Source organism: Kitasatospora sp. NBC_01539 (assembly GCF_045040525.1).
In the GTDB taxonomy this organism is placed as follows: domain Bacteria; phylum Actinomycetota; class Actinomycetes; order Streptomycetales; family Streptomycetaceae; genus Kitasatospora.
Genome location: NZ_CP109390.1, coordinates 413,324 through 435,531 on the forward strand (window position 1 = coordinate 413,324; position 22,208 = coordinate 435,531).

Sequence of the window (22,208 nt, forward strand, 5' to 3'; positions counted from 1 at the left end):
GGGGAGCGTAGAGTCGATACAGGACAGAATCAGCCCTGAAATGTCGAGTGATCCGTGTCGCATCCCCTGACCCGCGTGCTGACCCTGCTGGAAGTGCTCCAGTCGAACGCCGGGCTCACCGGGAGTGAGCTGGCCGACCGGCTGGACACCGATGTCCGTACGGTCCGCCGGTACGTCGCCCACCTGCGCGACCTGGGCATCCCCGTGGAGGCCGAGCGCGGCCGCCATGGCGGCTACCGGCTGGCCCGCGGCTACCGGATGCCGCCCCTGGTGCTCACCAATGACGAGGCCCTCGCGGTCGTCCTCGGACTCCTCGCGGCCGAACGGCTCGGGATGGGTACGACGGTGCTGGCCGGCGCGGGCGCCCGGGCCAAGATCGAGAGGGTGCTCCCGCAGGCCCTGCGGGAGCCGCTCGCCGCCATGCGGGAGACGCTGTCCTTCACCGCCAACGCCGTGAGCGCGCAGGCACCCGGGAGCGGTGTCCTGCTGGCTCTGGCACAGGCCTCGCGTGCCAGGACGACCGTCGGCATCGCCTACCTGTCCTGGCGGCAGGACCAGACCGAGCGCGACATCGACCCCTATGGCGTGGTCTTCCACACCGGCCGCTGGTATCTCGTCGGCCACGACCACCTCCGCGACGACCTGCGAACCTTCCGCATCGACCGCATCGCCTCCGTCACCCCCCGCCCGCAGACCTTCACCACCCCTGACGGCTTCGACCCGGTCGCCCACCTCACTGCGGCCCTCGCCCAGGGGCCCTACCGCTGGCAGGTCGAGGTGACGATCCACGGCCCTCTCGACGAGATCGCCAGAAGGCTGCCGGGGACGGCTGTCACGCTCACCGCCCAACCCGTCGGCGTGCTGATGCGGGCACAGGCGGAACGCCTCGACGGCATGGCACACCTGCTCGCCTCGCTGGAGTGGCCCTTCACCATCCACAGCCCCGACGAACTCCGCCAAGCCCTCAAGGACCTGGCGGGTCAACTCGCTGCCGCCGCCGAACGACAGCCGGGAGCCCTGCCGCGGTAAATCACGGATTTACCGCGACAACGACGGAGGGGCGGGCAACGGTGGCGATCGAACAGGCCGCCGTGCCAGAAGCCCGGGGGCGTTCCGACTTCCGCGCGCTCGTGTCGTGCCTCTGGCCACCGGTCCGGCGACGTATGCGGCGGCGGTGGACCGCTACCCGACAGCGGCGGGCATCTCGAAGGGCTCGGCGCGGATCTACCGGATCTCGCTGACGAACTGGGGCTGGATGCTCGCGGGCGAGCCGACCCCGACGGGTCCGGTGCGGCCCGGCTGCTGCCCCGCCTGATCGCCGGCCGCACCGAAGGGCCGCTGTTCCTCACCGAACGCCGCGCGCCCGCAGGCACCCCGACGATGGACGTCTGCACAACCACCGGACGGGCTCGGTTGTCCTACCGCCGAGCCGAGGAGATCTTCGAAGAGAGCACCCGGCTACCGGCCAACCCCCTCGCCCGCCCCGAGCAATGGAACGAGCTCCAGGGCTTCACGCTGCACCGCTGGCGGCACACCGCGCTCACCCACGACGCCGAGTCCGGCACCAGCACACCCATGCTCCCGGCCCGCTCCCGCCACGCCTCCGTCCGCTCCCTGGAGCGGTACGCACGGCCCGGCGTCGACGCCGTCGCCCGGCACGTCGCCAGCCAGGACCCCACTGCACGGCGCCGTCACAAAACGCACCCGGGTCGCCGGATCTGTGGCAGGGTGAGCCCATCCACCCGGGGGGGTACTTCCATGCGCGTCCGCGCTTCCGCACCGACGGTCCTTGCCGTCGCGGCGCTGCTCACCGCTTGCGGCAGCAGCTCGCCGGGCACGACCGACGCCGCCCAGGACTCCGCGAAGTGGTACTCCTCGGGTGCGAACAGCAGGATCACCCAGCTGGTGTCCCGGACGACGTCGGTGCTGGACGACATCGAGGCGATGAACGCCGGGAGTTCCAGCCAGGCCGGCCTCCTCCACCTGAGCAGTTCCTGCGCTCGGCTGGCTCACGACGTCGAGGACGCCGAGGCGTACGCTCCCGTGCCCGACTCCCGGACACAGGGCTACTGGAAGGCGGCTCTCGGGCAACTGGGCCAGGGCGCGTCCGACTGCCGCGACGCGATGACCGAGCAGGAGGACGTCAAGTCCAAGGTGAACTCCGGCGCGTCCATTCTCAGGCTGGGACTGGAGAACCTCACGGCCGTCCTTCGGTCCGTGGGCGCGGCCACCGCGAGCCCCTCGCGCTGATCGTCCACGCCGCGCTGCCCTGGACGGCGCCGGCTCGCTCCGCCTACCAGGGCAGCACGGCGTGGATGTCCTTGCCGCCGCGGGTGCCCGTGAGGTCGGGCGTGCGCGGGGCGGGCAGCACCGCACTGCCGTCGCCGACGGTGACCCGGACGCCGCTGACGGCGGCCTCAACGGTGAGCACAGGCGGCCCGGGGGCGTGCCGTACGGCGTTGCCGACCAGCTCCGGGACGACGAGCAGGACGTCGCTCCCCGCGTGCTCCCCGCCTCCGTCGACCGCCGCCCCGTCCGCCCCGTCCCGTTCCCGCTCCGGGCGCGGCGGCGAGCACCGCCCGCGCCGCGTCCGTCCCACCGTACGGGAGCCCACGGGAGCTCACCCGACCTCGATCCCGATGATGCAGGTGTCGTCGTCGGTGTCCGCACTGCTGTAGGTGAGCAGGTGGTCGAGCCTGCTCTCCAGCAGCGACCGGTCCTCCGTCTGCCGGGGGCGGAGGGCGGTCTCCAGGAGCTGGCCGAGCGACTCCTCCAGCGAACGGTCCTTGCGTTCGACCAGACCGTCCGTGTACATCAGCAGGGTGTCGCCGGGCTCCAGTTGGACGCGCCCCTCCTCGTACTCCGCGTCGCCGATCGCCCCCAGCAGGATGCCGCCGAGCCTCGGCAGCGTGTCGGCGCCGTCGCGCCGCAACAGCACCGGGGGCAGGTGGCCGGCACGGGCCCACCGCATCGACCTGGTCTGCGGGTCGAACAGCGCGCACACCGCCGTCGCGGTGGCGCTCTCGGTGAGGTGGAACGCCACCACGTTGAGCCAGGACAGCAGTTGGGCCGGGCCGGCGCCGGTGGCGGCGAGCCCCCGGAGCGCGTTACGCAGCGCGACCATGCCGGTGGCGGCGTCGATGCCGTGTCCGGCGACGTCACCGACGCAGAGCATCACCTGCCCGGTGGGCAGGGTGACGGTGTCGTACCAGTCGCCGCCCACCGCGTGCTCCTCCTCCGCGGGGCGGTAGCGCACGGCCACGTTGAGGCCGCCCAGTCGGAGCGGTCCCCGGTTGGGCGGCATGATGGCGTGCTGCAGCTGCAGCGCGAGCCGGTCGCGCTCCGCGGACCGCGCCTCGGTGTCCGCCAGCCGGTCACGGGTCGCGGCGAGGGCGACCTCCGTCCAGTGCTGGGCGGACACGTCCTGGTAGGCGCCGCGCACGGCCACGAGCCGGCCCACGGCGTCCAGGACGGGCTCGGCCACCACCCGGATGTGGCGGTCGACCCCGTCGGCGCGCTGCAGGCGGAAGGCCGTGGACGCGGGCTGCCGGTGGTGGAGCACCGCCCGCAGGAACCTGCCGATGGCGTGCGCGTCGTCGGTGTGGGCACTCGCCGCGAGCTGTTCGAGCGCGACGGGGGCCGCGGTGGCGGGCAGCCCGTACAGGTCGAAGAGGGTGTCGTTCCAGGTGATCTCCCCGGTCCGCAGGTCCTCCTCGAACCCGCCGATCCGGCCCAGGCGTTGCGCGTGCTGGAGGAGGCTGGCGACGCGTCGGGCGTCGTCCTCCAGGCGCCACACCACGACGACGCGGTCGGCGTGCCGGCTGATGGCCACGGCAGCGGTCGACCGCAGCGGCACGTCGTCCACCAGGGCGACGAGTTGCATCCTCGCCTCCCGGAACGGCTCGCCGGTGGCGTGGACGCTCTCGACCTTCTCGAAGAGGCCGCCGGGCTCGGCGGCCATCGGGTACGCCTCCAGCAGGGTGGCACCGGCCACGGCGCTGCGGGGGCGGCCCGCGAAGTCGAGGAAGTTCGGGTTGACGTGCTCGACCGTGAAGTCGGACGGCCGGCCGTCGCCGCCGAGGACGGGCCGCAGGATCAGGGCCGCGTCCTGGAGGCCGTCGGTGAGTTCGCGGAGCTCCCAGAGCTGGGCGTCGGCCCCCGGGCCGTAGCGGCGGTCGGCGGCGGCGGGCCGGTCCTCCATGGCGTGCGCGCAGAGCTCGGCGAGCGCCTCGATCTGGCGCAGGATGCGGGGTGCGGGCGGCTCGATCGCCTCGGGCCAGCAGAGCTCCAGGACGCCGGAGATGCGCCCGTTGACGCCCGCGGGGACGGCGACACGCCCGCCGGGGAACCGGTACTGCCCGATGGACGGCAGCGCGAGGGTCCCGTGCACGGCCGGGCCCCGGTCGGCGAGGGCCCGGGTGGCGGGGGTGTGGACGCCGGGCGGCACGTGGTGCCAGCGGCGGGCCTCCTCCGGAGAGAACCCCGCGCTCCCGGCCAGGGCGAGCGAGCCGTCGGCCTGCGCCGCCCAGACGGCCACCCCGGTGGCGCCGAGCGGTGCCAGCGCGTGGGCCATGAGGGAGTCCGCCACGGCCTGGACGTCACCGGTCCGCAGGCTCGTCCCGGCGGTGCGGAGCCGTACCGAGAGGCTCCCCGGCGGCGCAGCGGTCGGGGCGGCGGCGGCGGCTGCGGTGGATGCGGCGGTGGCGGACGTGGCGGCGGTGGCGCTGTCCGTGGCGGTGGCCGTGGCGACGAATTCGCGGGCCACCTCGGTGAAGCGGTCACGGGAGGCCTGGTCGATGAGGTCCGCCGCGAGTTCGAGGGGCGGCACCCCGGCCTTCCGGGCGAGGTCCGCGAGCTGACGCCCGGCGAGGGCGGGCCCGCAGCCGAGCCGTTCGACGAGGATCCCGGTGGCGAGCTCGACGAGGGCGCGCCCGTCGGCGGCCGCGTGCGCGTCGGCGACCTCCGCGCGCAGCCGTTCGACGGTGGACGCGAGCCTGCCCACGACCCCGCCGCCCGCGGGGGGCCTCGCGGCGCCGTCGGCTCCGGAGGCGTCGGCCCCCGAAGCGTCGACCGTGGTGCCGGCGGCGGCAGCGGTGTCGTCGGCGGGGCGGGTGTGCTGCTGCGGGACGGCCGCGACCGGTGGCCGGCCGACGGCTCGTCCGTGCGGTGCGGGGGGTGTGGTCACCGACTGCTCCTCGATGGGCGGGTGCGGGCAGGTGAGGGGCCCGGGCGGGCCGCCGTCGGCACTACGTCGGTCTGCGTCGGTCCTAGGGATGCAGCCACCGCTGGATGCAGGCGATCAGGTCACGGGCGTCCACCGGCTTGGTGACGTAGTCGCTGGCCCCCGAACCGAGGCTCTTCTCCCGGTCACCGGGCATCGCCTTCGCGGTGACCGCGATGATCGGCAGGTCGGCGTGGCCGGGCATCGCCCGGATCGCGGCGGTGGCGGTGTAGCCGTCCATCTCCGGCATCATCACGTCCATCAGGATGAGGTCGATCCCCGGGTGCGAGGTGAGGACGTCGATCCCGGCCCGCCCGTGCTCGGCCTGCAACACGCGGACGCCGTGGAGTTCGAGGATCCCGGTGATGGCGTACAGGTTGCGGTCGTCGTCGTCCACGACCAGCACGGTGCGGCCCGCGAGGGAGCCGTCCACGTCGTGGGCGACATGGCGGGCGGGCTCGTCGGCGCGGACCAGCGGGAGTACGTCGCCGGGCTGCTCCGCACTCAGGTGCAGGGCGATGCGCTCGCGCAACTCGTCCAGGCTGGAGAGGAGTTCGAGCGGCGGCACGGCGGCACGCTCCTGGAGGGCGCGCTCCTGGGTGCTGCCGAGCCGGCGGTTGTTGTGCGCGAGCACGGGCACGCCGTGCAGTGCCGGGTCGCGTTCCATCTGGTCGAGGAAGCGCAGCGCGGCGCCGTCCGCGAGGTCGAGCTCCAGGACGACGCAGTGGAAGGCCCGGCCCGCGAGGGCGGCGGCGGCCTCCTGCGCGCCCACGGCGGTGACGAGTTCCACCGGGCGGGAGTCCGCGTGGCCGGCGAGGTCGGCGACGGCGCTCTCGGCGACGAGCGACAGCAGGCCCCGGGGGCGTTCCTCGACGACGAGGAGGTGCTTGCGGCGGGGCACGGGGGCCGGGGCGGCCGGGGCGGGGATGCGCGCCGTCTCCTGCGGTCCGGCGGCGGCGGTCGGGCCGAGCTCCCGGACGGGCCGGTCGGCCGCGAGGGCCGCGGACTCCACGTCGGGGTGGGTGGCGGGCAGGTAGAGGGTGAAGGTGCTGCCCCGGCCGGGCTCGCTCTCGGCGGTGATGGCGCCGCCGAGCAGGTAGGCGATCTCGCGGCTGATGGAGAGGCCGAGGCCGGTGCCGCCGTACTTGCGGCTGGTGGTGCCGTCGGCCTGCTGGAAGGCGCCGAAGACGCTCTCCAGGTGCTGCGGGGCGATGCCGATGCCGGTGTCGACGACGTGGAAGGCCACGACCGGGCCGCCGCGGCGCGCGACCTCGGGGATCCGCGACTCGTCGGCGGGCTCGATCCGCAGCGCGACCCGTCCGCGTTCGGTGAACTTGACCGCGTTGGAGAGCAGGTTGCGCAGCACCTGCCGCAGCCGGTAGTCGTCGGTCAGCACGTCGACCGGTACGCCCGCGGCGGTGGTGACGTCGAAGTCGAGGCTCTTCTGCCCGGTCAGCGGCCGGAAGGTGGCCTCGACGTAGTCCAGCAGCTGGCGCAGCGGGATCCGTTCCGGCGTCACGTCCATCTTGCCGGCCTCGACCTTGGAGAGGTCGAGGATGTCGTTGATCAGCTGGAGCAGGTCGGAGCCGGCGGAGTGGATGATCCCGGCGTACTCGACCTGCTTGGCGGTGAGGTTGCGGGTGGGGTTCTGCGCGAGCAACTGGGCGAGGATCAGCAGGCTGTTGAGGGGCGTGCGCAGCTCGTGGCTCATGTTCGCGAGGAACTCCGACTTGTACTTCGAGGCCAGCGCGAGCTGGTGGGCGCGGTCCTCCAGCTCCTGGCGGGCCTGCTCGATCTCCAGGTTCTTGGTCTCGATGTCGCGGTTCTGTGCGGCCAGCAGGGCGGCCTTCTCCTCCAGTTCGGCGTTGGAGGACTGAAGTTCCTCCTGCCGCGCCTGCAACTCCTCCGACCTGACGCGGAGTTCGGCGGTGAGTCGCTGCGACTCCCCGAGGAGCTCGTCGGTGCGGGCGTTGGCGACGATGGAGTTGACGTTGACGCCGATGGTCTCCATCAGCTGTTGCAGGAAGGCCCGGTGGACGTCGGTGAACCGGTGCACGGTGGCCAGCTCGATGACGCCGAGCACCTGCTCCTCGACCACGATCGGCAGGACGACGAGGTGGACGGGGGCGGTGGAGCCGAGCCCGGACGAGACGGCGACGTAGCCCGCGGGCAGGTCCTCGACGAGGATCATGCGCTTGGAGCGTGCGGCCTGGCCGACGATGGAGCTGCCGAGTGCGAAGCGGGTGGGCAGCCCGGCGCCTGCGGGGTACGCGTAGGAGCCGATGAGCTGGAGTTCGGTGCCGCCGGAGGTGTCCTCGGCGAGGTAGAAGGCGCCGTACTGGGCCGACACCAGCGGGGTCAGCTCGTCCATGACGAGTTCGGCGACGACGCCCAGGTCGCGGCGGCCCTGCATGAGGCTGGAGATCCGCGCGAGGTTGGACTTCAGCCAGTCCTGGTCCTCGTTGGCCCGGGTGGTCTCGCGGAGCGACTCCACCATGAAGTTGATGTTGTCCTTGAGGTCGGCGACCTCGCCCGAGGCGTCCACGGTGATCGAGCGGGTCAGGTCGCCCTCCGCGACGGCGCCGGTGACCTCGGCGATCGCCCGGACCTGCCGGGTGAGGTTCCCCGCAAGCTCGTTGACGTTCTCGGTCAGGCGCTTCCACGTGCCGGAGACGCCCTCGACCTCGGCCTGCCCGCCGAGCCGGCCCTCGCTGCCGACCTCCCGGGCCACGCGGGTGACCTCGGCGGCGAAGGAGGAGAGCTGGTCGACCATCGTGTTGATGGTGGTCTTCAGCTCCAGGATCTCGCCGCGCGCGTCGACGTCGATCTTGCGGGTCAGGTCGCCCTGCGCGACGGCGGTCGTGACCTGCGCGATGTTGCGGACCTGGCTCGTCAGGTTGTGCGCCATGAAGTTGACGTTGTCGGTGAGGTCCTTCCACGTGCCCGCGACGTTCGGCACCCGGGCCTGGCCGCCGAGGGTGCCCTCGGTGCCGACCTCGCGGGCCACCCGCGTGACCTCGTCGGCGAACGCCGAGAGGGTGTCGACCATCGTGTTGATCACCCCGGCGAGCGCCGCGACCTCGCCCTTCGCCTCCACGATGATCTTCTGTGACAGGTCGCCGCGCGCCACGGCCGTCGCCACCTGCGCGATCGAACGGACCTGCCCGGTGAGGTTGGACGCCATCACGTTGACGTTGTCCGTCAGGTCCTTCCACGTCCCCGACACCCCGCGCACCGTGGCCTGGCCGCCGAGGTTGCCCTCGGTGCCGACCTCGCGGGCCACGCGCGTCACCTCGTCGGCGAACGCCGACAGCTGGTCGACCATCGTGTTGATGGTCTCCTTCAGCTCCAGGATCTCGCCGCGCGCGTCCACCCGGATCTTCTGCGACAGGTCGCCCTTCGCGACGGCCGTGGTGACCTGCGCGATCGACCGCACCTGGGCCGTCAGGTTGTCCGCCATGACGTTCACCGACTCCGTGAGGTCGCGCCAGGTGCCCGACACGTCGCGGACGTCGGCCTGGCCGCCGAGGCGCCCCTCCGTACCGACCTCGCGGGCCACGCGGGTGACCTCGCCCGCGAAGGAGGAGAGCTGGTCGACCATCGTGTTGATGGTCTCCTTCAGCTCCAGGATCTCGCCGCGCGCCGTGACCGTGATCTTCTGCGACAGGTCGCCCTCGGCGACGGCGGTGGCGACCTGCGCGATCGACCGCACCTGGTCGGTCAGGTTGCCGGCCATGAAGTTGACCGAGTCGGTCAGGTCGCGCCAGGTGCCGGAGACGCCCTTGACGTCGGCCTGGCCGCCGAGGCGCCCCTCGGTACCGACCTCGCGCGCCACCCGGGTGACCTCGCCCGCGAACGCGGACAGCTGGTCGACCATCGTGTTGACGGTGTTCTTCAGCTCCAGGATCTCCCCGCGCGCGTCCACGGTGATCTTCTGCGACAGGTCGCCCTTCGCGACGGCCGTGGTGACCTGCGCGATGTTGCGCACCTGGTCGGTCAGGTTGCCGGCCATGAAGTTGACCGAGTCGGTCAGGTCTCGCCAGGTGCCGGCGACTCCGGGCACCTGTGCCTGGCCGCCCAGGCGGCCCTCGCTGCCGACCTCGCGCGCCACCCGGGTCACCTCCGCGGCGAACGACGAGAGCTGGTCGACCATCGTGTTGACGGTGTTCTTCAGCTCCAGGATCTCGCCGCGGGCCGCCACGTCGATCTTCTGCGACAGGTCGCCCTTCGCGACGGCCGTCGCCACCTGCGCGATGTCGCGCACCTGGCTGGTGAGGTTGCCCGCCATCGCGTTGACGGAGTCGGTGAGGTCCTTCCACGTGCCCGACACCCCGGGCACCTCGGCCTGACCGCCCAGCCGCCCGTCCGTGCCCACCTCGCGCGCCACCCGGGTGACCTCGGAGGTGAACAGCGACAGCTGGTCGACCATGCCGTTGAAGACGGTGGCGATCTCGCCCAGCAGGCCGTCGGCGTCGTCCGGGAGCCGGGTGCCGAAGTCGCCGTCCCGCACCGATGTCAGACCTGCGAGCAACTGCCGGAGCTCCGGTTCCCCGACCGCCCCGCCGGCCGCCGATCGACCGCGACGCGCGTTCGGCAGCGATCCGCTCACCGAGGTGTCCGCCATAACCGACCCACATCCACTTCGTCGACGCCGTCGCCGACCCCGTCCGGGTACCGCCGTCGGCACGCTGCCTGTCCGGACCCAGCTCCGCACCAGTACCCGGAGTGAGCCGTTGGCGAGGCTACCCCACCCCGGACGGCTCCCGAAGACGGAGTTGACGATCCCGTGACAGGAACGCTCACCCGCTGCCGCCTGCGCGGAAGCCGTCCGTCACCGGCGCCCCGCCCACGGCACCATCACCGCCCGCGGCCGCCGGGCCCGCACCCTCCATGGCTAAGTCATCGACATATCTCATTCGATGATCTATGGTCGCGTCATGTCACACCGTCAGCTGCAGGAACCGACACGGCTGGTGCTCACGGCGCTGGCCGACGCACCCCGGCACGGCTACGCGATCCTCCAGGAAGTCCTGGAGATCACCGGAGGCCGGACCAGGATGCTCACCGGCACCCTCTACACGGCGCTGGACCGCCTGCTCCAGCAGGAGCTCATCCGCATCGACCACGAGGAGGTCGTGGCCGGACGGCTGCGCCGCAGCTTCGCGCTGACCGAGGAGGGCCGGCGGACACTGACCGAGGAGACGGAACGGCTGCGCGCCGGCGTGACCGAGGCCGAGCGTCGGCTCGCCCTCGGCGGCCTCCGGCCGAAGCTCCGGACGAACAGGGGGACGGCGTGACCGACTCGCGCATCTCCGCTCCCGCACTGCTGCGGCGCCTTCCCCTGAACCGTCTCTACCCGGCCGGGTACCGCGCCGCGCACGGCGAGGAGATCACCGCCGTCTTCGCCGAGGCCGTCCGGCACGCCGACCTGCGCACCGCCCTGTGCGAGTGGGCCGCCCTCGCCGCCCACGCCCTGCGGCTGCGCACCCGGCTCAGTTCGCGCGACCCCGCAGGCAGGATGCTCGCCGGTGCCGCGCCGTTCCTGCTGGCCGGCGGAGCCGCCCTGAGCATGGTCCACCTGCTGACCGGGCTCCTCCTCCCGGACTCCTCCACGGGCTTCGCCCGGGCCGCGGTGGGCGTCGCGCAGACCGCCCCCTGGGGCCTCGCCCTGCTGAGTGTCGCCTTCCGCCGCTGGGCTCCGGCCCGGGCCCTCGTCCTGGTGGCCGTCGCGACCCGGATCGGCACCGCCCTTGCTGCGCAGGTCCGCCCGGGCACGGCGTTCGCCCAGGACACGGACCTGCTCGGGCTCTGGGTCGTCGTGGGTGTGCTGGCGCTGATCGCACCGCCCGACGCCGTCGACGTCTCCCGGCGAAGCCGTTCCCGGACGGTGGCCTCCACCCTCGCGATCGCCCTGCCGATGAGCGGCATCGCCGTCCTCTGGATCGGCACCTGGCCCGACGACCACGCCGACGTCGTCTTCCCGCCCGCCACCCGGATCCCGCTCGACGTCTCCAGCGCCTGGCCCGCGGTGGTGATGACCCTCGTCTACCTCCTGCATCTCGCGAGCCCGCGCACCGACCGCCTGCGGGCCGCCGGCGTCGCGCTGGCCGTCCTGCCCTGGACGGTCATGGCCGCCCCGCCCCTCTACCGGAACGCCCCGCTCGACGCCCACCACCTGCTCCGCAACACCGGCGTGGTCCTTGCCCTCCTGGCCGTGGCCACCATCGCCGGCATCCTGCGCCGCACCGGTCGGCGCCCTCGCCCCGCCGGACCCGCTCGGCGCCCGGTGCTCAGTGGACGGCGTCGCCCGGCGGGTGGAAGCAGGCGGTGACGGTCTTGCCGCAGCGGTCGGTGCGGGCCTGCCAGTGGTCGGCGAGGGCGTCGACGAGGGCCATGCCGCGGCCGGAGGTGGCGTCCGGGCCGGCCTCGCGCGGTCGCGGGGCCCGCGGGGAGTCGTCGTGCACGCTGACGTAGAGGCACGTCCCGTCCCAGGTCAGGACGAGATCGGCGTCGCTGCGGGCGTGGATGTGGGCGTTGGTGATGAGTTCGGAGATGGTGAGGACGACCGCGTCGGCGGTCTCGGGTGCGTGTGCGGTCCAGCCGAGTTCGTCGAGATGTCGGCGGGCCCACGCGCGGCCGGCCCGCACCCCGCTGGAGACCGGGAGTGTCCGGGCCCAGCCGAGCGCCTTCATCGCGGGCTCCTGTCCGTCCATGCTCCGGTCCCCTCTCCGTCGGGTGTTCTCGGTTCACGGCTGCTCCCGTTCGGCCGGGGCACGCACGGTGCGGTGCGGGTGCCGGACCGACGGAGGCTTCCGGGGACGTTCGGAACGGGTGTGCGGCGGGGACGTCCGGAGGGGTGTGCGGCGGGGCCGGTCCGTCGCGGTCGGGGCCGCGCGGAGGAGGCCGGCGTCCGGTTCGGTCAGGACGCCCGGGCGCGCGGCACCTCGGCGGGTGCACCCCCGTCGGCGGGCAGCAGCCGGTCGGCGCCCACGGTCGCGAGCAGCCGTGCGACCTGGCGCGAGGGTCTGGCCAGGTGCAGCGAGATCCCGCGGCCCTCCGCCTCGACCCGCGCGGCGAGCAGCGCGTCGAGCCCCGACGTGTCGCAGAAGGTCACCTGCGCGAGGTCGACCACCAGCATCGGCGGCACGGGCCGACGGGACATCGCCTGGTGCAGCGCACTGCGCAGCGTCGGGACCGCGTCCAGGTCGAGGTCACCGCTCGGCTCGACGACCGGGCCCGCCAGGCTGTCCCGCACAGGCGCGGTGAACACCTTGTCGATGCCCTCGCTCATTCTCGGCGCCTTCCTTCACTCACCCAGGCCTACGCGGACATGCCAACCCTAGGGCCTGACAGGCACCGGCACTACTGGTCGCCGGTGGTGTTCACCGGCCGGACACACGGGGCGGGCGGCCGAACGGCCCCTGCCGACGGTGCCGTTCGCTCATGAACCGTCATCGGGCGGCCGCAGGGCGGGACATGACCACCGCACGCCGCAGCCGCCGGAGCCGGCCCGCCGCCCGGACCGGCGGCTCTCACCCGGGCTCTCACCCGCGGCTCTCACCGGCGGCGCGATCACGGTCCTCACCAGGCACACCGCCGGCCGCCCCGTCCGGAGACGCGCCGACCTGCGTTCCGCTGCCGCCGGACCACCGGGCCGTGTCCGGCCAGTGCTCACTCCGCCGCTTGCGCCGGCTTCAACTCCCCTTGCTCCGCCGCCTCCGACCGAGGATTCTGAACCGGTGCCAGAACAGGGGAAGAGCAGGCCGCAGGAGGCCGAACGGGCAGCGGGTTGCCGCGCCCGCGGCGCCAGGCCCGGGACGCTGGGAAGTGGTCTTCGAGACCGAGGACCGTGCGGAACTGCGCGTCCACCTGCACCGCCTGCGGGAGGCGGGGATCGACGCGTCGATGATCCGGATCGACACGCTGTGCGGCCGGGTGACGTACCCGCCGGGGTATCGCCTGAGCCGATTCGTGACGGACCCCGCCTGCGGATCCGGGGGCGAGCCTGCGGGTGGGTGATCGCGTGACGGGTCGAGGCGGGGCGACGGAGACGGCGTAGGAGCGGACGGCGCCCCCGCTGCCGCCGGTGGACGGACCCGGCGTCCACGGTGTGGCCGTCCGAGGCGTGCCCGCCCGCGGCGCGGCACATCCGTGCCGGACGCCGGGCCGTACGGCGGCTCGCCCCCGCGGTCAGAACGTGGGCAGGGACGCCGAGAAGGCGCCGAACCAGAGCAGGACGAACGTGGCCACGGTCATCAGCGGGACGAGCAGCCGCGTCTCGACGCCGTTGCCGGACCGCCTGATCAGCACGACCTCGTACCGGCGCCGGAGGGGCCAGAACAGCGGCACGCCCTGTCGGGTCAGGAAGTCGCCGAGCAGGTGGGCCAGCACGCCCAGACCCACCGCGTACGGCAGCCATCCGCCCGTGCCGGGGAGCCAGCGGTCGGTGGCGGCCGCACCGAGCGCGGCGAGCCCGGCCGCGGTCGTCCAGGCCGCCGGACCCGGGCCCGGCGCGGGAAGGTGCAGGGCGCGCAGCGCCAGGAACAGCAGCAGGAGGACCAGCCCGAGGACGAAGGGCCGGCCCAGCCGGGCGACGCCGAGAGCGGCGCCGGCCGTGGCGGCAGCGGCGAACAGCAGGGAGTGCGTCGCGTGCCGGTGCCCTCCGCTGATCTTCCCGACGGCCCGGCACAGGAGCCGCGTCACCGGGCCCAGGAGGTGCGCAACCGTACCGTCCGGATGGTCCGCGTCCGGCAGCAGCGCAGCACCGGCGGAGAGCAGCGTGCCCAGCAGCACCTCGCCCGGCGACAGCGGGCGGCCGATCAGCGACGGCAGCAGGAACGGCCCTGCCCCCGCGAACACCAGCGCGCCGCCGAGCGCGTGCGAGTGCCCCATCACCGGGCACCACTCCCCTCCGTCCGGACCTGCAGCGACGCCGTTCGGCTACCCTGCCGCCGCCCGCCGATGCACCCGGCCGCGAGACGGTCCGTGCGCGGCCGGACCGTCTCGGCGGGCCGCCACGGGCTACCAGCGGTACCAGCGGCAGCGGGAGCCGTCCGCACGGGTGCCGCGGAGGGCGAACCCGATCAGCCACACCACCAGGACGGCGAGCGCGGCCCACCAGAGGGCCTTGAGGGCGAAGCCCACGGCGAACAACAGGAAGGCCAGCAGCAGGACGGCGGCGAGTACAGGCACGGGCGGTCTCCCGGTGGGCGGTGGTCCAGGCCCGGCGGTCGGGCACCGGGCGACTGCCCGGCCTGCGGCACCGTCATGCCCCCACCCCGGCACCGACTGTCGGCGGCAGCGGCAGCGGCAGCGGCAGCGGCCGGCATGCTCCCGGCACCACGACCGGCACAACCCATGAACCGTCCCTCGATCGAGCAGGACGTCCTCCCGCACGCCCCCGGATCCAGCCGATCTCAGCAGGCCGAGTGACCTACGGGACGAACGCCGGGCCGAGGCGCGCCTTCCGATCAGGACGGGGAGGGCTTTGACGGTTGAGCAGTGGCGTCGAGGTTGTGGACTGCCTGCCCCTCGGCAACGGTGACCGGCATGCTGCCTGCGATGCCTTCGAGGGCCTTCTTCATCTCCGGGGAGGCCGCTCCGCCCTTGTCGGTGGCAACCTGAACGCCTGACGCTCCGGGCGCCGCTGATGCCTGGTGGACCACGTAGGGCAGCGTGTGCGCGTCGGATGCTCTCATGATCGCGTCAAGGACGGAATCGATGTCCGCTCGTGCGTAACGGCACTTGGCGATGCGGACCCGACCGGTGTCGATGCCGGGGTGTGCGGCTTTCCCGGCGTCGACCATGTCGCGCGCCTTGCCGTCATCCGTGGCGTAAAGAGTGACGGTGCCGGTGCGGTCGTCCAGTTCGAGCGACCCGAAGAACTCCCTGTACGGTCCTTCCCTGCCCTGCTCGCTGAGAGCGAACCCAAGGTTCTGCAGCTCCGTGGAAGTGATCGCACCAGCGGTGCCGCTGGACGCGGCGATGGGCCCTCCCTCCGTGGCCCCGGTCGACGCGCAGCCGGTGAGGACGGTCGCAGTGAGGATGATCGCGGCGATCGGGCGTACGACCTGGCTTCGGTTCACCCTGGTCTCCTTCGGTTGGGTCCGGCTGCCGTTGGACGGGTTCCACGCTGACCGGTTCCTCCGTGGACAGCGTGTCATCTCCCGGTTGGTGACGGACCTACCTGAGGAACCCGTACGGCTAACCACGGTGACTGCAAAGCAGCCTGTCGGTCCGTCAGGTCGACCCGCATGGTGAACCGCAGCCCGGAGTCGCCGGCGGGCACGAACCGCCGCAGAAAGCGGCCGACCCGACTGAACGTCTCCTGCCTCTCCCGGTCCGGACCGGACTCCTTCCCGGCGAAACTCCCGGACGGCGCCGGGCACCCGTGACGGCGTCCGAGGTGCCCCCGCTCCCGGAGTTCGCGCCGGGAGCGGGGGCACCTGATCGGCCGACCGGGCGTCAGTTCCAGCCGGTCAGGCCGGCTCCGTACGGGTAGAGCGGGTTGCCGTAGGTCGTCGGCACCGGCTGCCCGGCGTCGATCCTGGCCCGGATGTCCGCCCGTTCCGCGGCGGTGGCGCCCAGGTCGTACGGCAGGTCCCAGTTCTCGTTCGCGTCGGCAAGCGTGTCGGTGCCGCCCGGCTTGAGCACCTGGTCCAGGCTCCGCGGCAGTTGCCACGGCAGCTTGCCCGACGGCGTGTGGTCGCCGAACAGCAGCCCGGCGGTGGCCGGGCCGACCTCCTCGCCGCCGCGGTAGGTCACCACGATGGCATCGGCCAGGTCGTTCCACTCGCTGATCACGATCGGCCTCGGCAGCGTCAGCACCACGACCACCGGGATGCCCTGCTGCTTGAACCGCTGGATGACGGCCAGTTGGTCGGCCGGCAGGTGGGGCTGTTCCTTCACCCACGCGGTGGCGTGGGTGTACGTGGGCTCACCGACCGCCACCACGGCCAGTTTCGGTGCGGGCGCGGTGTCCTGGTACACGGTGACCCCGGCCTTGGCCGCCCGCGCCCTCACCGCGTCGAGCAGCGTCCGGGAGCCGTAGTTGTCGTGGAAGTAGCTGGTCCAGATGCAGCACGCCGAGCCGTCGGTGGCCCGCGGACCGGCGACCACGATGCTGTCCCCGGCGTTCAGCCGGACCGGCAGCACGCCGGTGTTCTTGAGCAGCGTGTCGGACTCCCTGGCGGCCTTCTCGGCGAGTTCCACGTAGGCGGGCTGGTGGAACCGGTAGGGCCCGTTCACCGGGTCGCCGTACGGGTGCTCGAAGACGCCCAGCTGGAACTTGAGCCGCAGGATGCGGGTCACCGCGTCGTCGATCCTGGCCAGGGGCACCTGCGACTCGAAGGTCGCCATGGTGTAGCCGGGCGCGCCCGGGTCGGCACCACCCATCACGTCGGAACCGGCGTTCGCCGCGTCGACCCACGCCGAGGAGGGCAGCCAGTCGGTGGTGATCAGGCCGGTGTAGCCGAGGTTCTGCCGCAGGTACGCGAGGATCTTCGCGCTGTCACCCGCTCCCGGGCCGCCCGGGTCCAGGTACGAACTGCCCGCGTAGCCCGGCATGATGTTCACCGCGCCGGCCTGCATCGCCGCCCGGAACGGGATCATGTGGTACTTGATGGTGACGCCGTCGTAGGTGATCCCGGCCTCGCCCCCGGCGCCCTCGCCGGGCCAGTGCTTGACCGTCGCCAGCACCGAGCCGGGGTTGAGCTCCGGGCCGCCCTGGAGACCGGCCACCAGCGCCCGCAGTTGGGCGGCCGCGACCTCGGCGTTCTCCCCGCCGCCCTCCTGGATGCGGGGGTACAGCACCTTGGTGCCGACCTCCGCCAGCGGCGACAGGGTGCCGCGCGCCCCGACCTCCAGTTCCTCCAGCCGCTGCATGTTGCCCAGTTGGTAGTCCAGCGCGTAGTCCTTGCCGGCCGCCAGGGTACTCTGCAGCGGATAGGTCGTCTGGTAGCCGGCCGTGGTGTCGCCCGCCGAGACCGGCGGGATGCCCAGCCGGGTGGCCGCCGTGGAGAGCAGCACCTGGTGCAGGTCACCCGGCTGCGCCGGGCCGAAGTGCCAGCCGGACATGGGGTACGACTGGACGTTGTAGAACATCTGGTAGGCCTTCTCCTCCAGGGTCATCCTGCCCAGGAGGTCGCCGACCCTGGTCTCGACGGGCTGCCGCCAGTCCTCGTACGGCTCGATCGTGCCGCTCTTGTCGAGGTCGCGTGCGCCGTTGACGATGCCGACGCCGTCGTCGGTGGTCTCGATGTCGGGCAGGTAGAGGCTGAAGGTCCGGATGCCGGAGGTGGTGCGGACCCCGGAGGCGCTCACCGCGGTCACGTACCACCGGTAGGTCCAGCGGTCGGAGATGTCCCAACTCGGCGTGTAGGTGGTGCCGGTGGGCTCGGCGACCTTGGTGTAGAGGTCGATCAGGTCGACGTTCTGGGTGAAGTCGTAGTCGGTGCGGCTGAGGTTCAGCCACACCTCGTAGTGCGCGGCGCCCGGCACCGCGGCCCAGGAGAACGCAGGCCGACGGGTGCTGGTGACCATGGCCCTGTCCGCCGGGGCGGACAGCGCGAACTGGCCGAGCGCGGCCGGCGCCCTGGTGGGCCCGGAGAGCAGCGGCGGCGTGGCGGCCGAGGAGTCGACCGTGCCATAGACCTGGAACTCCCAGAGCGAGTAGCCGTAGGCGGTGGCGCGCGCCGTGCCGTAGAACCGCACGTAGCGGCCCTTGCCGGTGATCGCCAGGCGCTCGGTGCCACCGGTGCCCGTGGTGGTGGTGTGGATCGGCGTCCACGTGGTGCCGTTGTCCGACACCTCGATGCGGTAGCCGGTGCCGTACGCGGTCTCCCAGGTGAGCACGGCGCCGGTGATGGTGGCGGCGCCGCCCAGGTCGACCCGCAGCCACTGGGCGTCGCCGGGCTGGCTGGACCAGCGGGTGGTGGTGCGTCCGTCCAGCGCCGCCGCCGGGGCGTTGCCGCCCTCGTACGACGAGGCGGTGACCTGCTTGTAGGCGGAGATCACCGTGCCGGAGAAGTCACCACCGCCGCCTCCGCCGCCGCCGCGGCCGGATCCCGGGCCGGCGAAGACCTGGAACTCCCACAGCGAGTAACCCCAGGCGGTGGCGCGGGCGGTGCCGTAGAGGCGGATGTAGCGGCCGCTGCCGGACACGGTGAGGTCCTGGACGCCGCCGGCACCGGTGGCGTTGGTGTGGATCGGCGTCCAGGCGGAGGCGTTGTCGGACACCTCGATCCGGAAGCCGCTGGCGAAGGCGCCTTCCCAGTTCAGCACCACCCGGCAGACGGAGGTCGTGGCACCGAGGTCGACCTGGAGCCACTGCGGGTCGGAGGCAGAACTCGACCAGCGGGTACCGGCGTTGCCGTCGACCGCCGCCGACGCGGGGGTACCGGCGTTCTCCACGGACGAGGCCGTGACCGGCCTGCCCTGGGACAGCAGGGTGGAGACGGCGCTCGCGGGGCCGGCCGAGACGCCGACCGCGCCGCCGGCCGCCAGGGCCAGCGCGACCAGGACGGCCACCAGGGGGCGTCGTCGTCGCAGGGCCCGGGCCAGGGGTCGTAAGAGCAGGGGCAGGTGTCGCATGTGCATCTCCCTGGGGGTGGGATGCCGGAACCGACCCGGAGCCGTCGCGGGGTACGGCGGCTGCGGGCGGGTGCGGTACGCGCGGGACAGGTCGCACATCGAGCGTCAGAGAGCGCTCTCTCGGGAGTCTCGGGGTACGACTGACCACTGTCAACCTCCGTGCGGCGACGAGTGGATGCCGTGCGCACACATGCGGTGGGGCGACGCGGCCGTCCCCGCCCCTGCCCCTGCCCCTGCCCCTGCCCCGCGACCGTCCAGGTCCGGCCCCGCCGGTTCGTGGCACCCGCGATGTGCCCGCACCCTCGGAAGGGTCGCCGCCTGCGGCTGCCCGTCGGGAACGCCGGGGACCGTCGCGGCGAGCACCGCCGGGCGCACCTGCACCCCGCGGCCCGGCTCGAACACGACGCCACGCCCGACGACGGCAGGGGACAATCGGGTCGACCGGTTGCCGTCGAGAAGCCGCGGCGAAGCAGCGCCGCGGCACAGTGGACCGAAGGACGCGCATGCAGTTGGGGTTGAAGAGTCTCGTCGACACGGAGCTCGCAGTGCACGTCGAGGAGTGCAGGGCGGCCAGGGCCGCGTCGGGGGGCGCGAAGGGCCCGAGCAACCTGGACGAGCTGCGGGCGGCGCGAGCCCGGCGGGACGCGGCCTCATCACCCTCCGGCTCGTCGGCCGTCGAAGAGGTGGTCGAAGCCGCCGGTCGGCGAGTGCCCGTGCGGATCCTCGCTCCCGGGAGCGGCGTGCCGCGCGCCGTCCATCTGGACATCCACGGTGGCGGCTTCTACCTGGGGCCGGCGGCACGGCGGGACGCGCGCAACCAGCAGCTCGCGGATGCGCTCGGCATCCTCGTCGTGAGCGTGGACTACCGGCTCGCTCCCGAACACCCCTGGCCGGCCGCGCCCGACAACTGCGAGACGGCGGCACTCTGGCTCGTCGAGCAGGCCGAGGCCCGCTTCGGCACGAACCGGCTGACGACGGGCGGCTTCTCGGCGGGAGCCACGCTTGCCGTGACGACCCTCCTGCGCCTGCGCGACCGCGGTCTCACCGCCGCGATCGCCGGTGCCGCACTGCAGTTCGGCGTCTACGACCTGAGCGGTCTGACCCCCGCAGGCCGGCTGATCGTCGACGAGTACTTCATCCGGGCGTATGCCGGCCATGTGACCGACCGCACCGTTCCGGACGTCTCCCCGGTCTACGGTGATCTCCGCGGGCTGCCGCCGATGCTGATGGTCGTCGGCGGCTCGGACATCCTGCTGGAGGACAACATGGCCATGGCCGCCCGGGTTTCGGCAGCCGGCGGCGAGGTCGACCTCCGGATCTACCCGGAAGCGCCGCACGGTTTCACGTCCCGTCCGACAGGCATGGCCCGGGCGGCGCTGCGCGACATCGAGCGCTGGCTCGCGGACCGCCTCTCCACCGCCTCCGACTGACGCCACGTCCTCAACGGCTCACGGCGCCGCACAGGTTCAGAGCAGCAGGTGGCCGCCCTCGCGCCGGGCGGCCACCGCGCCGCCCCGCCCCCACTCCCCCGGCCCGGCCCGGCGCCGTGCGCCCGTCGGGAATGGTCGGACACACCCTAGAGCCAGCCGCGCCGTCTGAAGAGGCGGAACAGCAGCACCTCGAAGACGGCCATGACCCCGATCACGGCCGGGTACGCCCACACCCAGTGGAGTTCCGGCATGTGCTCGAAGTTCATCCCGTAGACGCCCGCGATCAGCGTCGGAAGGGCGATCAGCGCCGCCCACGCGGAGATCTTCCGCATGTCGTCGTTCTGCCGCACCCCCACCTGTGCCAGGTAGGCGGACAGGGCGTCGGAGACCAGCCGGTCCAGGCTGTCCATGGACTCGTTCACGCGGGTCACGTGGTCGGCGACGTCCCGGAAGAACGGCTCGACCCTCCCGTCCACGAACGGCACGGCGGCCGCGAGCGGGCCCACGCCCGCCAGCCGGGCGAGCGGCGCGGTCAGCGGACCGGTGGCCCTGCGGAACTCCTGGATCTGCCGCTTGAAGGTGTAGATCCGCGCGGCCGCGGCCTGCGAGCCGCCGCCGTCGGGCGAGAAGACCTCCGCCTCCAGCTCCTGCAGGTCCGTCTGCAGCTCGGCCGCGACCTCCAGGTAGTGGTCCACGACGGCGTCGACGACCGCGTACAGGACCGCGGTCGGGCCGTACGCGCGCGGCAGCTCCCGCTCGGCGTCCAGCCGCCGCACCACGGCCTTCAACGGCGCGCCCTCGCCGTGCCGGACCGTCACGACGAACGCGTCTCCGAGGAACACCATGAGCTCACCGGTCGAGACGGTGTCGCTCTCCGCCTCGTACACCACCGGCTTGAGCGCCACGAACAGCGACCCGTCGTAGACCTCCAGCTTCGGCCGCTGATGCGCCTCCAGCGCGTCCTCCACCGCCAGCGGATGCAGCCCGAACACGTCGCCGAGCAGATCGAACTCGTCCTTCGTCGGCTGGTGGAGGCCGACCCAGACGAAGCCGCCGGTCGAGGCCCGTGCCTGCTCCAGGGCGCCGGAGAAGTCCGCGTACCCCTCGGTGCGCATCCCGTCCCGGTAGACGGCACAGTCGACGATCATGAAAGGAATCCTCCCCCGCGGGCACCGGGCGCGCACGTCGAACCGGTACGCCCGCCCGTCGCCCACCCCGACCGCCACCGCGCCCAGGCTCCTCGTGTCGGAGGCCGGCGGTCGGCGGTCAGCGGTCAGCGGTCAGCGGTCAGAGGCGGGTTCCACCGGTTCGGCCCGGTCCTCGGGTCCGAGGCGGACCGTACCGGTCACGGCTCCGGGCAGCCCCGGGGTGAGCAGTTCCACCGCCGGCGTGCGGTTGCCCGTCTCGGCGGCGCCCGCCATGGCGGCGGCGGCGGTCCGCGGGTCCGTGCCGGGCGGTACCACCAGCAGGAGGAAGTGGTCCTGGAAGCCGCGGGTGAGGCTGATCGTCCCGCCGTCGGCGGTGAACAGGCCGATCTTGACCGCCAGGCCGTTCACGGCCACCGAGCGGGGCACGTGGCGCCAGGCCACGGTGTCGAGGCCGACCCTGAGGATCGGGCCGAGGTGGGCGCCGAGCGCGGTGATCAGGTCCGGCAGCTCGGCCCGCACGTCGGCCGTCCGCGGCCACCACGCCCCGTCGAACATGCCGGTGCGCGCCATCGTCGGTTCCAGCGCCAGGCGTGGCAGGAGGAGCGTGCCGGGGACAGGCCTGGACCGTCGCGAGGAAGGGGTCGGCAGGGGAATCGGCGTCATGAGGAGCCGCCCGTCCGGTCCGGGTGAGGACCGATCATGACCCAGGGCGACACCGGCGCGGGTACGGGTGTGCGACATGTCCTCGGTTGTCTCCGACGGTACTCCGCGCCGGTCCTCCCCGGGCGGAGGCCGGGAGTAGGGTGATGGTGTCCAGGG

Annotated in this window: 18 protein-coding genes; 7 read left to right on the forward strand and 11 right to left on the reverse strand. The window is 73.1% G+C overall.

Features of this window, described 5'->3' with window-relative positions; all coding sequences use genetic code 11:
• Positions 1–54: 54 nt before the first annotated feature.
• The 3 genes from OG335_RS01710 to OG335_RS01720 all read left to right on the forward strand — a co-directional run bounded on the left by OG335_RS01710 (position 55) and on the right by OG335_RS01720 (position 2,250).
• A complete protein-coding gene (locus OG335_RS01710; protein ID WP_405009152.1) occupies positions 55–1,029 on the forward strand; it encodes a helix-turn-helix transcriptional regulator in 975 nt (324 codons plus the stop codon).
• Positions 1,030–1,135: 106 nt separating this feature from the next.
• Entirely contained in the window at positions 1,136–1,315 is a 180-nt protein-coding gene (locus tag OG335_RS01715; protein WP_405009153.1) for a hypothetical protein, read from the forward strand.
• A gap of 98 nt (positions 1,316–1,413) precedes the next feature.
• Complete coding sequence (locus tag OG335_RS01720; protein WP_405009154.1) at positions 1,414–2,250, forward strand: hypothetical protein; 837 nt, start codon at positions 1,414–1,416, stop codon at positions 2,248–2,250.
• A gap of 43 nt (positions 2,251–2,293) precedes the next feature.
• Here OG335_RS01720 and OG335_RS01725 read toward each other — a convergent pair whose 3' ends face one another.
• From OG335_RS01725 to OG335_RS01735, 3 genes are all read right to left on the reverse strand, one after another.
• Positions 2,294–2,614, reverse strand: a complete 321-nt coding sequence (locus tag OG335_RS01725) for a hypothetical protein (protein ID WP_405009155.1) — start codon at positions 2,612–2,614, stop codon at positions 2,294–2,296.
• 6 nt (positions 2,615–2,620) lie between these two features.
• Positions 2,621–5,185, reverse strand: coding sequence for a SpoIIE family protein phosphatase (locus tag OG335_RS01730; protein ID WP_405009156.1), 2,565 nt, complete (start codon positions 5,183–5,185; stop codon positions 2,621–2,623).
• An 82-nt stretch (positions 5,186–5,267) separates the two neighbouring features.
• Positions 5,268–9,752, reverse strand: coding sequence for a HAMP domain-containing protein (locus OG335_RS01735; RefSeq protein ID WP_405009157.1), 4,485 nt, complete (start codon positions 9,750–9,752; stop codon positions 5,268–5,270).
• 406 nt (positions 9,753–10,158) lie between these two features.
• On the opposite strand from OG335_RS01735, the gene OG335_RS01740 reads away from it, so the two are divergent.
• Together OG335_RS01740 and OG335_RS01745 are read left to right on the forward strand one after the other, a co-directional pair.
• Positions 10,159–10,518, forward strand: a complete 360-nt coding sequence (locus tag OG335_RS01740) for a PadR family transcriptional regulator (RefSeq protein ID WP_405009158.1) — start codon at positions 10,159–10,161, stop codon at positions 10,516–10,518.
• Entirely contained in the window at positions 10,515–11,552 is a 1,038-nt protein-coding gene (locus OG335_RS01745; protein ID WP_405009159.1) for a hypothetical protein, read from the forward strand. The genes OG335_RS01740 and OG335_RS01745 overlap by 4 nt, the downstream gene beginning before the upstream one ends.
• Here the strand turns inward: OG335_RS01745 and OG335_RS01750 are convergent.
• Positions 11,512–11,934, reverse strand: coding sequence for an ATP-binding protein (locus OG335_RS01750; RefSeq protein WP_405009160.1), 423 nt, complete (start codon positions 11,932–11,934; stop codon positions 11,512–11,514). The genes OG335_RS01745 and OG335_RS01750 overlap by 41 nt on opposite strands.
• 206 nt (positions 11,935–12,140) lie before the next feature.
• On the reverse strand, positions 12,141–12,512 hold the full coding sequence (locus tag OG335_RS01755) for an STAS domain-containing protein (protein ID WP_405009161.1): 372 nt from the start codon (positions 12,510–12,512) through the stop codon (positions 12,141–12,143).
• 536 nt (positions 12,513–13,048) lie between these two features.
• On the opposite strand from OG335_RS01755, the gene OG335_RS01760 reads away from it, so the two are divergent.
• Complete coding sequence (locus OG335_RS01760) at positions 13,049–13,240, forward strand: hypothetical protein (protein ID WP_405009162.1); 192 nt, start codon at positions 13,049–13,051, stop codon at positions 13,238–13,240.
• Between the two features lie 171 nt (positions 13,241–13,411).
• Here the strand turns inward: OG335_RS01760 and OG335_RS01765 are convergent, their stop codons facing one another.
• The 4 genes from OG335_RS01765 to OG335_RS01780 form a co-directional block, all read right to left on the reverse strand.
• Positions 13,412–14,113, reverse strand: coding sequence for a metal-dependent hydrolase (locus tag OG335_RS01765; protein ID WP_405009163.1), 702 nt, complete (start codon positions 14,111–14,113; stop codon positions 13,412–13,414).
• 129 nt (positions 14,114–14,242) lie between these two features.
• Positions 14,243–14,413, reverse strand: coding sequence for a hydrophobic protein (locus tag OG335_RS01770; protein ID WP_405009164.1), 171 nt, complete (start codon positions 14,411–14,413; stop codon positions 14,243–14,245).
• Positions 14,414–14,691: 278 nt separating this feature from the next.
• A complete protein-coding gene (locus tag OG335_RS01775) occupies positions 14,692–15,306 on the reverse strand; it encodes a hypothetical protein (protein WP_405009165.1) in 615 nt (204 codons plus the stop codon).
• Between the two features lie 379 nt (positions 15,307–15,685).
• A complete protein-coding gene (locus tag OG335_RS01780; RefSeq protein ID WP_405009166.1) occupies positions 15,686–18,811 on the reverse strand; it encodes a discoidin domain-containing protein in 3,126 nt (1,041 codons plus the stop codon).
• Between the two features lie 503 nt (positions 18,812–19,314).
• Between OG335_RS01780 and OG335_RS01785 the strand changes: the two genes are divergently transcribed.
• Positions 19,315–20,241 carry an alpha/beta hydrolase gene (locus tag OG335_RS01785; protein WP_405009167.1) on the forward strand — a complete coding sequence of 309 codons (927 nt, stop codon included), beginning with the start codon at positions 19,315–19,317 and terminating at the stop codon, positions 20,239–20,241.
• A 146-nt stretch (positions 20,242–20,387) separates the two neighbouring features.
• Here the strand turns inward: OG335_RS01785 and OG335_RS01790 are convergent, their stop codons facing one another.
• Both OG335_RS01790 and OG335_RS01795 read right to left on the reverse strand, forming a co-directional pair.
• Positions 20,388–21,389 (reverse strand): magnesium and cobalt transport protein CorA, encoded by a 1,002-nt coding sequence (locus tag OG335_RS01790; RefSeq protein WP_405009168.1) that lies wholly within the window; start codon positions 21,387–21,389, stop codon positions 20,388–20,390.
• Positions 21,390–21,521: 132 nt separating this feature from the next.
• Positions 21,522–22,052, reverse strand: a complete 531-nt coding sequence (locus tag OG335_RS01795; protein ID WP_405009169.1) for a DUF5994 family protein — start codon at positions 22,050–22,052, stop codon at positions 21,522–21,524.
• Between the last annotated feature and the right edge of the window lie 156 nt (positions 22,053–22,208).